Raw genomic sequence first — 13,264 nt, 5'->3', positions numbered from 1 at the left:
GAAAATCATACCCGTTGTGCTCGCGCGCCACAGCGGACCCGCCCGCACGGACTGCGGGGGTGGTCGGCGCGCGGCAGGCTGGGCGGGCGACTCTCCGGTCGGGACTCCCGTGGCGTCCGGCGTGCCCAGCGAGAAAACACAGGACAGCACCAGGAAGAGGTGGACCTTCCATGTCTGAACCGACCGTGCAGGTGCTCGGCGGACCGGTCGAACGCGGTGACGAGATCCTCACCACCGAGGCTCTCGAATTCGTCGCCGGTCTGCAGCGCAAGTTCGGCGCGCGCCGCGACGAGCTGCTCGCGCGCCGCAAACAGCGCCGGGACGAGGCCGCGCGCAACGGCAAGCTCGACTTCCTGGAGGAGACCCGCGAGATCCGCGAGTCCGACTGGCAGGTCGCCGAGCCGCCGGCCGCGATCCGCGACCGCCGCGTCGAGATGACCGGCCCGACCGACCGCAAGATGTCGGTGAACGCGCTGAACTCCGGTGCCAAGATCTGGCTGGCCGACCTCGAGGACGCCAACACTCCGCACTGGGTCAACGTCGTCTCCGGTCAGGTCAACCTCTACGACGTGATCCGCAAGCAGGTGCAGCTGACCACGCCCGAGGGCAAGGAGTACAAGCTGCGCGACGACGTCGAGCACGCCGTGCCGCTGGTGCGCCCGCGCGGCTGGCACTTCGACGACAAGAACGTCCTCGTCGACGGTAAGCCGGTCGTGGGCGCGCTCGTCGACTTCGGCCTGTACTTCTTCCACAACGCCAAGGAGGCCGCGCGGCGCGGCACCGGGCCGTTCTTCTACCTGCCGAAGATGGAGAGCCACCTCGAGGCGCGGCTGTGGAACGAGGTGTTCACCCATGCTCAGGCCGAGCTCGGCGTCCCGCACGGCACCGTGCGCGCCACCGTGCTCATCGAGACCGTCCCCGCGGCCTTCGAGATGGAGGAGATCCTCTACGAGCTGCGCGACCACAGCGCCGGTCTCAACGCGGGCCGCTGGGACTACCTGTTCAGCATGATCAAGACGTTCCGCGAGAACGGCACGGACTTCCTGCTGCCGGACCGCAACGTCGTCGGCATGACGGTGCCGTTCATGCGCGCCTACACCGAGCTGTTGGTGCGGACCTGCCACAAGCGTGGCGCGTTCGCGATCGGCGGCATGGCGGCGTTCATCCCGAACAAGAAGGACCCGGAGGCCAACGAAAAGGCCATGCAGAAGGTCCACGACGACAAGAAGCGCGAGGCGGGCGACGGCTTCGACGGTTCGTGGGTCGCCCACCCCGGCCTGGTGCCGATCTGCTTCGAGGAGTTCGACGCGGTGCTCGGCGAGAAGCCGAACCAGATCGACCGCACCCGCGACGACGTGTCGGTGACCGCCGAGGACCTCCTCGACGTCAAGTCCACCCCGGGTGACAAGACGATCGACGGCCTGCGTGCCGCGGTCGACGTCGGCGTGCGCTACATCGTCTCGTGGCTCGGACGCAACGGCGCGGCGGCGATCCACAACCTGATGGAGGACGCCGCGACCGCCGAGATCTCGCGTTCGCAGATCTGGCAGTGGCTGCACAACGACGTCGTGCTCGCCGGCGGTGAGCGGGTGACCGTCGACCTGGTTCGCCAGGTCCTCGCCGACACCGAGAAGCAGCTGCGTGCCGAAGAGGGCTTCCCGACGGAGAACCTCGGCCTGGCCGTGGAGCTGTTCGAGAAGGTCGCGGTCGCCGACGAGTTCGTCGACTTCCTCACCCTGCCCGCCTACGAGCACATCAGCTGATCACCCGAGCGAGTCGGAACGAACGGCACTTTCGCCCCATAGGACGAGGCGAAAGTGCCGTTCGCTCCACGGGTTGCGCTGAACTGGGGTTTCTGCTGGTCACGTGCTGTCTGACCATCAGCCAGTCCAGCCCGGTGTAGACGTTGCTGAGCTGCACTTTAGTCGCAGAGTGACGCTTATCGGCCCACGGTCGCCCCACGCGGGACGAGCACGGCTGCCCCACGAGGCGACACGTCCAGACGTCTGGGGAAGATGGTGAATGATCGTTCTGGTCTGTTCGGGGGATGAGTAGTAACCCGCTCTTGCGGTCCGGGTGGGTTCGATACGGTGTGCTCGCGATCGACCGTGACCGAGGGGGACCTTATGAACAACCGCGACCGCGTGGCGCCGCCGGTGTTCGGCGCTGCGCACGCCGAACCGCTCGATGACGAGGGGGAGCTACCGGGACAGGTGTTCCTCCCGAGCGAGCGTGTCACCGACCGTGATCAGGAAGTCACATTGGAGCTGCGCCACCTCGCGGACGGCACGACGGCGATGCTCGCTTACACCTCGCTGGAGTCGCTGGTGGCGGGATGCGGCAATGGGCAGCCGTGGATCGCCGTACGGGGCAACTCCGTGGACGATCTTCAGCAGCGGGCGGGCGCCGACGTGGTTCTCTGGGATGCCGCCGTGCCGCTTGAACAGCGTCGCGTCGAGGGGGTCGAAGAATGAGCGGTATCGAAGCGGACCCGCAGGTGTTGCACACGATCGCGGCTGGGCTGCGCGGGGCTGGTGACGACCTGGACGCCAGCGCGGCACCACCACCGGTCCCCCAGGCCGGGGAGGTCAGCGAGTTCGTCTCGGCCACGCTGCAAATGTTGTGCGAAGGCGTGGGCAACGTGGCGGCCAGCGCGACCGGTCTCGGTGAGGCGGTGGCTGCGGGCAAGACCGAGTACGAGACGCGGGATTACGAGGAAGCGCTGAACCTCAAGCGCGCCGAGCTGAACAGGGGGAACTGACGTGCAAGAGCTAGACACGGAGGTCGAGGGTGACCCGGACTCGTTCACCGCGACGTGTCAGTTCCTGCGCGAGACCTCGGCGAACGTGGAACGCACGGAACAGAAGTACGTCTCGACTCGTGGCGAGGCCGAAGGCGGCTGGGGTGGTGCGGCCGGGGAGGGCTTCCGCGATATCGTGTTCTCCAGTGCGCGGATGGCTGGCGACACCGTGCAGATGCTCTCCGAGGTTTGCTCGTCGTTGGAGATTCACGCCGACGATCTGCGTACGGTCGAAGCGGACATGCAGCGAGCACGCGACCGGGCCGTCGAGGGTGGCCTCACCATCACCGGCTTCAAGATCCAGCCACCCGGTTCGGCTCCCGAGGCTCCGGCACCGTTGCCGAGCGGCAGGCCCGCCAGTCCCCAGCAGACCGAAGCGCACGCGGCCGGGGTGGCAGCACAGGCCGACTACGAGCGGAAGCTCAACGCCTACAACGACGCGGCAGGTTTGGTCAGCGAGGCACAGAAGAAGGAAGCCGATTCTCAGGCGTGGTTGGTCAAGACCGTCTCGGGGGTGATGGACCCGCCGAAGCTGATGCTAACCGGTGGGGACATAGCCACCGGTCTGGCCGGTGTGGTTACGACGAACGCAACCAAATGGAAAGCAGTCGCAGACAGAATCGCGTCGCCGGACCTGCCCGCCAAGATGGCGCAGAACACCACTATGAGTGCCGCCACCCGGTTTCGAATGGCCGAGATCGCGGCCGAACGATCCACCGGTAAGGCCGTAGCCTACGCCAACGCCTATCCGAACAAGGTCGCCGCATGGCTGGATAAATCGCCGCCCTGGGCCAAGGCGACACTCGACGCCAAGATCATTCCGCACTCAGCTCCGAGCCCCACGACGCCGATCCTGCGGGGAGCGGTGAACGTAGGCAAGAAACTTCCCTACGTCGGGTTGTTGTTTACCGGCGCCGGAGTGACCTACGACATTCAGCAGGGCAAAGATCCGACACAGGCTGTCGTCTCCGGCGGTGCGTCGTTCGTCGGCGGTGCGGTGGCCGGTGCGTCCATCGGTGCAGCCTTCGGTGGCCCGGTCGGTGTTGTCGGGGGTGCGCTGGTCGGGATCGGTATTGGTATTGCCGTCGACTCTGGCTGGGAACTGTTCGACTGAGCCAAGTCCACGGAGGATGAAAGGAGTCACGGGTCGTGCCGCAGGTAGCCCCGAAACCAGATGTGAACACAGGGGAGCCGAGGCCGCCGCAAGCACCCGTGATCACAACCTGGGAGAACGAAGGCCGCACCAACCGGGACAACGCGAAGTTTCCGCCAGCCCCAGAGAGGGAAGGTCCGGTGCTGGAGTGGTACCAGGGCAAAGAGAACGAGATGGTCAAAGGCGGGTTCGCACTCAGCGTGGCAGGTGTGATCTTCCTTTGCATCCTCGACACCGGTTTTTCGTGGATGAGCAACGGGTGGCTGTGGCTCAGCATCGCGTGGCCGCCGGTCGTGTTCTACTTCCTTGGCCGCAGTGGCGGCTACTCGGCGGGAGCGGAATGGTTTGCCACTCGCCGCAAGGGCTATGTGCGGCTGTATGAATTGCAATCGGTCAAGGTCGACTACACAGCAGGCGGCCAGTCGATTTCGTTGGAGCTGACCGACATCCACGGTGGCTTCGCCGGAGCGAGCCTCCGTCAGCTCCAGCGCAAGCGTGCTCTGTGGGATCTGGTCTACAACGGGATCGCGTATTCGGTCCTCCACGGACGAGCCACGGCGAACAACCTGGCGTTGGACAAGCTGAAACTGCGCTGACGTTGCGCACCGCACGACGGGATACCGATCGAATACCCGCAGCCGCCGGAAAACACTGTGTCCCGACCCTCGTCCGTACTGGTCACGGCCACGCCCTTCGCAGATCGGAGCAAAGTGCCGTTCGTTCCAGAGCACTGCACGCGAACGAGGATCAGTAGTATCAACGGACGATGATCTACGACTATTGCGTGGTGGGCGGCGGCATCGTCGGACTCGCCACCGCTCGGGCGCTGATCCGGCTCCGGCCCGGCGCGAGTGTCGTCGTGCTGGAGAAGGAGAACCGGCTCGCCCGGCACCAGACCGGGCACAACAGCGGGGTCATCCACGCGGGCATCTATTACGCCCCCGGCTCGCTGAAGGCCGAGCTGTGCCGCGAGGGCGCCGCGGCGACCAAGGAGTTCTGTACCGAGCACGGCATCCCGTTCCGTGAGCCCGGCAAGCTCCTCGTGGCCACCGACGAGACCGAAGCTCGACGGATGGACGCGCTGTTCGAACGCTCCAAGGAGAACCGCATCGCGGTGGACCGCGTCTCGGCGGCCGAACTGCGCGAACTGGAACCGAGAATCCGGGGTGTGGGTGCGCTGAAGGTACACACCACCGGAATCGTCGACTTCGCCGCCGTGTGCGAGGCGCTGGCCGGGGAAGTGCGCGACGCGGGCGGCCGGGTGCGGCTCGGCGCCGAGGTGACCGCGATCCGAGAGTCCACATCGGAGGTCACCGTCGAGGCGGGCGGCGAGCCGTGGCGCGCCCGCGAACTCGTCGTGTGCGGCGGCGTCCAGGCCGATCGCCTCGCGAGGATGGCGGGCATGGACCCGGAGTTCCGCATCGTGCCGTTCCGTGGCGAGTACTACCGGCTGCCCGACTCCCGCAGCGACGTCGTCGACCACCTGATCTATCCGATCCCGGATCCGGCCTTGCCGTTCCTCGGTGTGCACCTGACGCCGATGATCGACGGCAGCGTCACCGTCGGCCCGAACGCGGTGCTCGGTCTGGCGCGGGAGAAGTACCGGAAGTTCTCGCTCAGCCCGCGCGACGCCAAGGAGATCCTCGGCTACCGGGGTTTCTGGCGCGTCGCACGCGACAACGTGCGCACCGGGGCCGTCGAGTTGCGGAACTCGCTGTTCGCGCGCGGCTATCTCCAAGCCTGTCGCCGCTACTGCCCGGAACTCGAACTCTCCGACCTGCTGCCGCACGAGGCGGGAATCCGTGCCCAGGCAGTGCTGCGCGACGGCACGCTCGTCCACGACTTCCTGTTCCAGGAGACGGAACGCAGCGTGCACGTGTGCAATGCGCCGTCCCCGGCGGCCACCTCGGCGCTGCCGATCGGAGAGCGGATCGCTCGGCGAACGGTGGGAGACGAGCCCGGCTGAGCGGGTCGATCGAACCACGCGGCCATCCGCTCCAGTACCGTGCCCTCGGGCGGGCTGTTCCCGCCCCGGCACCGAAGGACTCGAGGAGCGCGTTGTGACCGGTCACGTCGTGATCGCACCGGACAAGTTCAAGGGCTCGCTGACCGCCCCGGAAGTGACCGAGGCGCTGGCGACCGGCCTGCGGCGCGCCCGTCCCGACCTGGACCTGCGGCTGGTTCCGGTCGCCGACGGCGGCGACGGGACGGTGGCCGCGGCCGTCGCGAGCGGCTACAAGCAGGTGCCGGTCCGGGCGACCGGGCCGACGGGCGTCATCGTGGACTCGGCCATCGCCGTCCACGACGAGACCGCGGTCGTGGAGCTGGCGGCGGCGTCCGGTCTCAGTCTGTTGGCGCCCGGCGAGGTCGCGCCGATGACGGCGTCCAGCTTCGGCACCGGTGAGCTGATCCGCGCCGCGCTCGACGAGGGTGCGCGCACGATCGTGCTCGGCGTCGGTGGCAGTGCCTCCAACGACGGCGGTGCCGGCATGCTCGCCGCGCTCGGTGCCCGCATCAAGGGCGACGGCGGAGCGCCGGTGATGACGTGCGGCGCGGGCCTGCTGGAAGTGTCCGAAGTGGACTTTTCCGGGCTCGATTCCCGCCTGGCCGAAACACAGGTCATTCTCGCGGCCGATGTGGACAATCCGCTGACCGGTGAGTTCGGTGCCGCCCGGGTGTACGGCCCGCAGAAAGGCGCCGACACTGCTCAGGTCAAGCTGCTCGACACCGCTTTGAAATCATGGGGCCGACGGGTCTCCGACGAGGTAGGCAAGGACTTCACTGCCGAGCCCGGCGCGGGCGCCGCGGGCGGGGTGGGATTCGCCGCGCTGGCGGCACTGTCCGCTCAGCGTCGGCCGGGAGTGGACGTGGTGCTCGAGTTCGTCGGGTTCGACGGCCACCTCGCGGGGGCCGGGCTCGTCCTCACCGGGGAGGGCGCGCTCGACGAACAGACGCTGCGAGGCAAGGCTCCCGCCGGGGTCGCCGCGCGAGCGAGTGCGGCGGGGACCCCGGTCATCGCCGTGGCGGGCAGTTGCGGCATCACTCCCGAGCAGATGCGCGACGCGGGGATCTCGGGTGCGTACGCGCTGGCCGACCTGGAACCCGATGTGGAGCGCAGCATGGCGAACGTCGTGCCGCTGCTCGTCGGCCTCGGCGAGCAGATCGCGCTCGCCCACCTGTAAGAGGGCGTTGTGGAACTGGCCTTGGTGTCCGTAGCGCACGGTCGCAAGTGACCAGCCGCGGCAGGGTGAGAAGGTCCGGCGTTCCAGGTCCGCGGGGTACTCAAGAGGACCTCAACGCCGCGGAACCGCTGTCCTCGCGGGAAGGCGCTGAGAACCTGCGGGTTGCGTACGTGGTGAGAGCAACCGCTCGCGTCCGGCGTATTCGCGCCAGGAGATTGACCCGCGGGCTCAGCCGCGCAATGTTCGACGGGATCGACCAAGGAACGGCGCAGGCGGCCGCAGAGCGGCAGGACGGGACGTTCAGCACTCCTGCTCCGTGATGTTGCGTCCCAGCACGGAGCAGGTGAGGTCGTCGGACACGGCGACCGAACCCGGCGTCTCCAGTTCTGCCGGGAGCTGGAGGCGCCGGGGCCAGGGCGTCGCCTCGCGGACCTGGCGTACCCTGGGACATCGTGCTCGTCATCGCGTTGGACACCTCGACGCCCGCCGTGACCGCAGGACTCGTCGCTCTCGGCGCCGCGACCGACTCGGCCGCGGCCTCCGTGCAAGCGCTGTCCGAACGGGTCACGGTGAATCCGCGTGCCCACGGGGAGTTGCTGACCCCGCACCTGCTCGACGTCCTCACCGAGGCCGGCCACGGGCTCGGTGATGCCGACGCGATCGTCGTCGGCGCGGGACCCGGACCGTTCACCGGACTCAGGGCGGGCATGGTCACCGCCGCCGGACTCGGGCACGCCCTGGACAAGCCGGTGTACCCGGTGTGCAGTCTCGACGGCATCGCGGCGAGCTGCGCCGTCGACGGGCCGCTGCTGGTCGCCACGGACGCGCGCCGCAACGAGGTCTACTGGAGCATTCACGACGCCGGCGAGCGGCTCACGGGCCCCGCCGTCGCACGCCCAGAGGACGTCGCCGAGCGGCTCGCCGAGTTCGGAGTGCGCTCCGCGGCGGGCGAGAAGGCGTCGTTGTTCGACGTCCCGTCGTCGGCGACGGTCTCCCCGTCCGCGGAAGGGCTGGTCCGCGCGACCGCTCCGGCCGTACTCGCCGACGACGAGCCGGAGCCGCTGGTGCCGCTGTACCTGCGCCGTCCTGACGCGCAGGAGCCGACGGCGCCGAAACCGGTCACGGTGGGGAGGGAGCGCCGGTGACGGCCCGCTCCGATTCGGTGACGTTGCCCGAGGGCGTGCGGCTCGACCGGCTGCGTCGCCGGGACATCGCCCGCTGCGAGGAACTGGAGAACGTGCTCTTCCCCGGGGACAGTCCGTGGACGAAGGACGTCTTCGCCTCCGAGATCGCCACCGGGCACTACTACGTCGGCGTCTTCGAGGGTGAGTCCTTGCTCGGGTACGCGGGACTGAGCGTCGTCGGCAGGGAGCCGAACGTCGAGGCCGAGGTGCACACTGTCGGCGTCGACCCGCGGCATCAAGGCCGCGGCCTCGGCCGGGCCTTGGTCCGCGCGCTGCTGGCTCGCGCCGATCGGTTCGCCGCCGAGACGTTCCTGGAAGTCCGCACCGACAACGAGGCCGCGATCACGCTGTACGAGGCGCACGGTTTCGAACACGTCGGGGTGCGCAAGCGCTACTACCAGCCGTCCGGCGCGGACGCCTACACCATGCGCAGACCGAGAACGTCCGCTGGAGAGGAAGACGGTGACGGGGATGGCTGAGCGGATCGTGCTCGGGATCGAGTCGTCCTGCGACGAGACGGGCGTCGGACTCGTCCGCCTCGATGCGTCCGGTCGGGTCGAGTTGCTGGCCGACGCCGTGGCGTCCAGTGTGGACCAACACGCGCGGTTCGGCGGCGTGGTCCCGGAGATCGCCAGCCGCGCGCATCTCGAGGCGATGGTGCCGACGATGCGCCGCGCACTGGACGATTCCGGCCTGCGACTGTCCGATGTGGACGGGGTTGCCGTCACGGCGGGACCGGGCCTCGCCGGTGCACTCATGGTCGGCGTCGCCGCGGCGAAGTCCTATGCCGCCGCGCTCGACGTGCCGCTGTACGGGGTGAACCACCTCGCCGGGCACGTCGCGGTCGACACCCTCGAACACGGTCCGCTCCCCGAACGGTGCCTGGCGCTGCTCGTCTCCGGAGGACACAGCCAGTTGCTACTTGTCGAGGGTGTCGCGAAGAGCCTCACCCAGATCGGTTCGACGATCGACGACGCCGCGGGCGAGGCCTACGACAAGGTCGCGCGGCTGCTCGAGCTGCCGTATCCGGGCGGTCCGCCCATCGACAAGCACGCCGAGCGGGGCGACCCGTCCGCCATCGACTTCCCCCGAGGGCTGACCGGCCCCCGCGACTCCCGGCACGACTTCTCGTTCTCCGGCGTGAAAACCGCGGTCGCGCGCTGGGTCGAGCAGGCCCGACGGGAGGATCGTGCGGTGCCGGTCAACGACGTGTGCGCCTCGTTCCAGGAAGCCGTCGCCGACGTGCTGACGGCGAAGGCCGTCCGCGCGGCACAGGATCACGAGATCGACACGCTCGTGATTTCGGGTGGTGTGGCGGCGAACTCGCGGCTGTCCGCGCTCGCCGCCGAACGATGCGAGGCAGCGGGGATCACGTTGCGCGTGCCGAGGCCGCGACTGTGCACGGACAACGGCGCGATGATCGCAGCACTCGGCGCGCACGTCGTCGCCGCCGAAGGCAAGCCCTCGCCCCTCACACTCGGCGCCGACCCCGGCCTGCCCGTCTCCACCGTCCTCGTCTCTTAGGAGCTGTCTGTGGTCTGCGGTGGTGGTCACCTACCGGCGTCCCAGCTTGCCGCTCGCGGCGTTGGGGTCGCCTCGAGTACCAGCACGTACGCAGCGGCGGCCCCGGCCTTGCGAGCGACAACCTGGAACACCGGAGCTTCTCACCGTGCTCGGGCTGAGCACGCGAGACCATGCCCTGACGGGCATCAGAACAACATCACAGACAAGCTAGGAGAGTGAGTGGATTGATCTGCCTGGGTGGTTCCGTGGCGGAACCTCACCTCGCGGCCGGCTGCGGGATCGTCGACATCAGGTAGGGATCTACATCACGTCGACGCTGTCCTCGCCGGCCGCGAGGTGAGAACCCGCTGGTGGTCGGTTTGCCAGCGTGCGGCAAACGGTTCGCGCAGGGTGCCTGACCGCTGCCCTCAATGCGTCGAGCACTAACCCGTGGGCGAACGAACGGCACTTTCGCCTCGTCTGGTGCGGCGAGAGTGCCGTTCGCTTGCTCAGTACCGGCGGTCGATCACGGAGTTGTTCCAGGCGTACCAGCGGATGTAGCCGTACTGGAAATTGTTCTGCCGTCCGCCGGACACTCCGAACTCGCCGGTCGTGGGGTATCCGAGGTACGAGTTCTCCCAGCCGCGCGCCGACCAGCGCTCCCGGATGCGCCCGTAGATCTCGTGTGCGCCGGTCCGCGGCGACCAGTAGATCGAGGCGGCTTTGGTGAAGTGGTTGTAGCGGCCGATTCGGTCCGGTGTCACGGTTTCGTCGGTCGTCGGGTACCCCATCGGCCCGGCCTCCCAACCGAGGCGGGACCACGTGGCTCGGATGCCGCCCCAGATCCCGTGTGCGCCGGTCCCCGGAGTCCAGTAGATCGAGGAGGCTTTGGTGAAGTGGTTGTAGCGGCCGATTCGGTCGGGTGTCACGGTTTCGTCGGTCGTCGGGTACCCCATCGGTCCGGTCTCCCAGCCGAGCGCCGCCCACTTGGCACGGATGCCGCCCCACACCCCGTGTGCCCCGGTTCGCGAGGTCCAGTAGACCGAGGCATCGAGTTCGAAGTGGTTGAAACGCCCGGCTCCGTCCGGAGTCCGACTCTCGTCGGTCGTCGGCGGTCCGAACCTCCCGTGCCCGCCGAGTTCCAGGTACTTCGCGAGGTTCGAGCCGTGGATCTCGTGCACACCGGTCGCGACCGACCAGTACAACCGGCCGTTGGTGTAGGAGCGATGGTGGACCGGTCCGTCCACGACCTCGGGGCCGGTCGGCGGTCCGAGTAGTGTGCGCAGCTCCGGCTCGGCGGCGTAGCGTGCCCCGATCGCCGAGGCGTACTCGGCGCGCAGCGTCAGGTCAGTGGCGGGCATCGTGATCAGTCGCGACCGGGAAGTCGTGCTGTCTTTCCAACGCAGGAACTCGGACGAGCCGTCTGCGGCGGTCGCGGCGGCGACGACGTCGGTGGTGGCGTTCTCGGTGACGTATGTACTGCTCTTGCCCCCTTCGGCCGGAATCTGCAGGACGGCGGGCAGGTTGCTCTCGAGCGTCAGCAGGTGTTCCCGGGGCTGCGCAACGTAGGTCTGGGTGGCGCGAACGCCCCGAGAGTCCGTGGCGACCGCGGTGAACTCCATCCGCGAGTCGGGGTGATCGGTGAACGTGGTCTCGTACGTCGAATCCCCACCGCTCGGCCCCGGGTGGTTGTGGCAGGTCGCTTCCTCCGGACAGTGCACGACACTGCTCGTCCACGTCACTGGCAACGGTCCGTCCTCGGTGTCCGTCGCGGTGGCCGACAGTGAGATCGGATCGCCGACGGCGAAGTCGGGACCTGCGGGCGGGGTCAGCGTCAGTTCCGGGGTGTGGTTCGACGGTGCCACCGTGACCTCCACGGTGCCGGTGGCGTCGAGCGGGTCTCGCACGGTTAGCGTGGCGGTGAACTCGTCGGTGCCCGGGGCGTAGGTATGGCTCGTCTCGACGCCCGTACCGGTGGTGCCGTCGCCGAAGTCCCATTCGTAGCGAAGCGTGTCACCATCGAAATCGGTGGAGCCGCTGCCGTCGAAAGTGACGGTGCGCGTGGCCGGGTCGGTGGTGGTGGACGCCTTCGCGATCGGCGGGCTGTTTCCCTCCACGTAACTGAGGCGTCGCAGCATGCCGGAGTAGATGTCGGCGTAGACGATGTCCCCGTTCGGCGCCGCCTCGAACTTCACCGGCCCTCCGATGTCGGCTCCCAGCGGCGGGCTCTGCGGCGGAGCGACCACTTGGCCCTGTCCGTCGATCCGCATCGACCACAGCTTCTTCGTGCTGTAGTCGCCGAAGAAGTACGCGCCCTGGTACGGCTCCGGGTAGCTCGTGCCCTGGTAGACGATGCCGCCGGTGACGCTGTTTCCTTGGTCGACGCCGGAACCGTGCCGGTACTCCCACACCGGTGGCGTATTGATGACCCCGGCGCACTCCGGCAGGTCCGCGTAGCCCGGAGTCGGGTGGTTGCCTTCCCAACACGGCCATTTGTAGTTCTGTCCCGGCCGGATCACGTCGATCTCCTCCCACGTGAAGTAGCCGACGTCGCCGACGATCGGCGTGCCGGTGGTGGGGTCCAATGACAGGCGGAACGGGCTGCGGAACCCGGAGGCATAGACGCGGCTGCGCCAGGACGACGGGTCCGACGGATCGAAGTACGGGTTGCTCGCCACGCCTTGTCCGTCCGGGGTGATGTGCACGATCTTGCCCGCGGGCGAGTCGAGGTCGTAGGCGCGCAACGCGGTCCGGTCGGTGCGCGTGTAGTCGGCGAGGTCACCGATCGAGACCCAGAGACTCCCGTCCTGATCCGGAACGATGCTGGTGATGCCGTGCACGATGCTGGGGCTGATGACGTCGAAGAGCACCCGTTCGCTGGTGATCCCGGTCGGTTCGGGAGAGCCGGTCACGGTCCACCGGGCGAGGCGGAGCCGATAGCCGGGTGCGCCGTCCGGCACTGACCGCGCGAGGTAGATGTGCCGCGAGGTCTCGTAGTCCGGTGCGGCGGCGACCCCGACGAGGCCGAGGTCCTGCACCGCCTCGACCGGGAGCCGTGCCAGAGAGCGACTCTGCCCGTCGGGGGAGACCCAGGCGACGTTTCCCTGTTTGCCGGTGCTGAGCACGCTGTCGTCGGGCAGGAACGTGAAGTCGGTGAGGTCGTAGGCGGCTTGGCCGCTCGGCTGGTCGCGGAGTATGAAGCCCGGGGGCAGCGCCGGGGCCGCGTCGGCAGCGGGCGAGGGTGCGGTCGCGAGACCAATCGCGAGCGCGAACGAGAAGAGTACGGCGTAGGCGCGCCGTCGTGTCGATGTGGTCATCGTCATCACATCCCAAGGGAGATGTGAGGTTATCGCTCGAAATGCAGAGAACGTTGCCCTGAATACGAGTCGTGTTCAGTTTGATACCCGCTCCCGAATCTCCGCCGAGTCGCGACGAACCGACC

General features: G+C 68.2%; 11 protein-coding genes. 10 read left to right on the top strand and 1 reads right to left on the bottom strand.

Annotated features, from left to right (window positions below; genetic code table 11):
• The first annotated feature begins 170 nt into the window (after positions 1-170).
• From aceB to tsaD, 10 genes are all read left to right on the top strand, one after another.
• Positions 171-1,763, top strand: coding sequence for a malate synthase A (gene aceB, locus GIY23_RS19940; protein ID WP_187351946.1), 1,593 nt, complete (start codon positions 171-173; stop codon positions 1,761-1,763).
• A gap of 363 nt (positions 1,764-2,126) precedes the next feature.
• A complete protein-coding gene (locus GIY23_RS19935; RefSeq protein ID WP_154078053.1) occupies positions 2,127-2,474 on the top strand; it encodes an SAV_915 family protein in 348 nt (115 codons plus the stop codon).
• Positions 2,471-2,761, top strand: a complete 291-nt coding sequence (locus GIY23_RS19930) for a hypothetical protein (protein WP_154078052.1) — start codon at positions 2,471-2,473, stop codon at positions 2,759-2,761. The genes GIY23_RS19935 and GIY23_RS19930 overlap by 4 nt, the downstream gene beginning before the upstream one ends.
• A gap of 1 nt (position 2,762) precedes the next feature.
• Positions 2,763-3,914: a hypothetical protein gene (locus tag GIY23_RS19925; protein WP_154078051.1), complete on the top strand. Its 1,152-nt coding sequence runs from the start codon at positions 2,763-2,765 to the stop codon at positions 3,912-3,914.
• Positions 3,915-3,949: 35 nt separating this feature from the next.
• A complete protein-coding gene (locus GIY23_RS19920; protein ID WP_154078050.1) occupies positions 3,950-4,549 on the top strand; it encodes a hypothetical protein in 600 nt (199 codons plus the stop codon).
• A 170-nt stretch (positions 4,550-4,719) separates the two neighbouring features.
• Entirely contained in the window at positions 4,720-5,919 is a 1,200-nt protein-coding gene (gene lhgO, locus GIY23_RS19915) for an L-2-hydroxyglutarate oxidase (RefSeq protein ID WP_154078049.1), read from the top strand.
• Between the two features lie 94 nt (positions 5,920-6,013).
• The gene (locus GIY23_RS19910; RefSeq protein ID WP_228717411.1) at positions 6,014-7,135 is read left to right on the top strand and encodes a glycerate kinase; all 1,122 of its coding nucleotides are present in this window, start codon (positions 6,014-6,016) and stop codon (positions 7,133-7,135) included.
• Between the two features lie 452 nt (positions 7,136-7,587).
• Complete coding sequence (gene tsaB / locus GIY23_RS19905) at positions 7,588-8,280, top strand: tRNA (adenosine(37)-N6)-threonylcarbamoyltransferase complex dimerization subunit type 1 TsaB (RefSeq protein WP_154078047.1); 693 nt, start codon at positions 7,588-7,590, stop codon at positions 8,278-8,280.
• A 35-nt stretch (positions 8,281-8,315) separates the two neighbouring features.
• On the top strand, positions 8,316-8,798 hold the full coding sequence (rimI, locus tag GIY23_RS19900) for a ribosomal protein S18-alanine N-acetyltransferase (RefSeq protein ID WP_154079002.1): 483 nt from the start codon (positions 8,316-8,318) through the stop codon (positions 8,796-8,798).
• Positions 8,791-9,843: a tRNA (adenosine(37)-N6)-threonylcarbamoyltransferase complex transferase subunit TsaD gene (tsaD, locus tag GIY23_RS19895; RefSeq protein ID WP_154078046.1), complete on the top strand. Its 1,053-nt coding sequence runs from the start codon at positions 8,791-8,793 to the stop codon at positions 9,841-9,843. Before rimI ends, tsaD begins: the two co-directional genes overlap by 8 nt.
• Before the next feature lie 488 nt (positions 9,844-10,331).
• On the opposite strand, the gene GIY23_RS19890 is transcribed toward tsaD, so the two are convergent.
• Positions 10,332-13,139, bottom strand: a complete 2,808-nt coding sequence (locus GIY23_RS19890; protein WP_154078045.1) for a PQQ-dependent sugar dehydrogenase — start codon at positions 13,137-13,139, stop codon at positions 10,332-10,334.
• Positions 13,140-13,264 lie beyond the last annotated feature (125 nt).

It is taken from the genome of Allosaccharopolyspora coralli, from assembly GCF_009664835.1.
Lineage (GTDB): Bacteria > Actinomycetota > Actinomycetes > Mycobacteriales > Pseudonocardiaceae > Allosaccharopolyspora > Allosaccharopolyspora coralli.
Note: the sequence above shows the minus strand (reverse complement) of the source record. Positions and strands in the feature narration are given on the sequence as shown.

Coding starts and splice junctions, on each gene's coding strand:
- aceB (WP_187351946.1), top strand. CDS start 171: ATGTCTGAACCGACCGTGCAGGTGCTCGGCGGACCGGTCGAACGCGGT.
- GIY23_RS19935 (WP_154078053.1), top strand. CDS start 2,127: ATGAACAACCGCGACCGCGTGGCGCCGCCGGTGTTCGGCGCTGCGCAC.
- GIY23_RS19930 (WP_154078052.1), top strand. CDS start 2,471: ATGAGCGGTATCGAAGCGGACCCGCAGGTGTTGCACACGATCGCGGCT.
- lhgO (WP_154078049.1), top strand. CDS start 4,720: ATGATCTACGACTATTGCGTGGTGGGCGGCGGCATCGTCGGACTCGCC.
- tsaD (WP_154078046.1), top strand. CDS start 8,791: ATGGCTGAGCGGATCGTGCTCGGGATCGAGTCGTCCTGCGACGAGACG.
- GIY23_RS19890 (WP_154078045.1), bottom strand. CDS start 13,139: ATGACCACATCGACACGACGGCGCGCCTACGCCGTACTCTTCTCGTTC.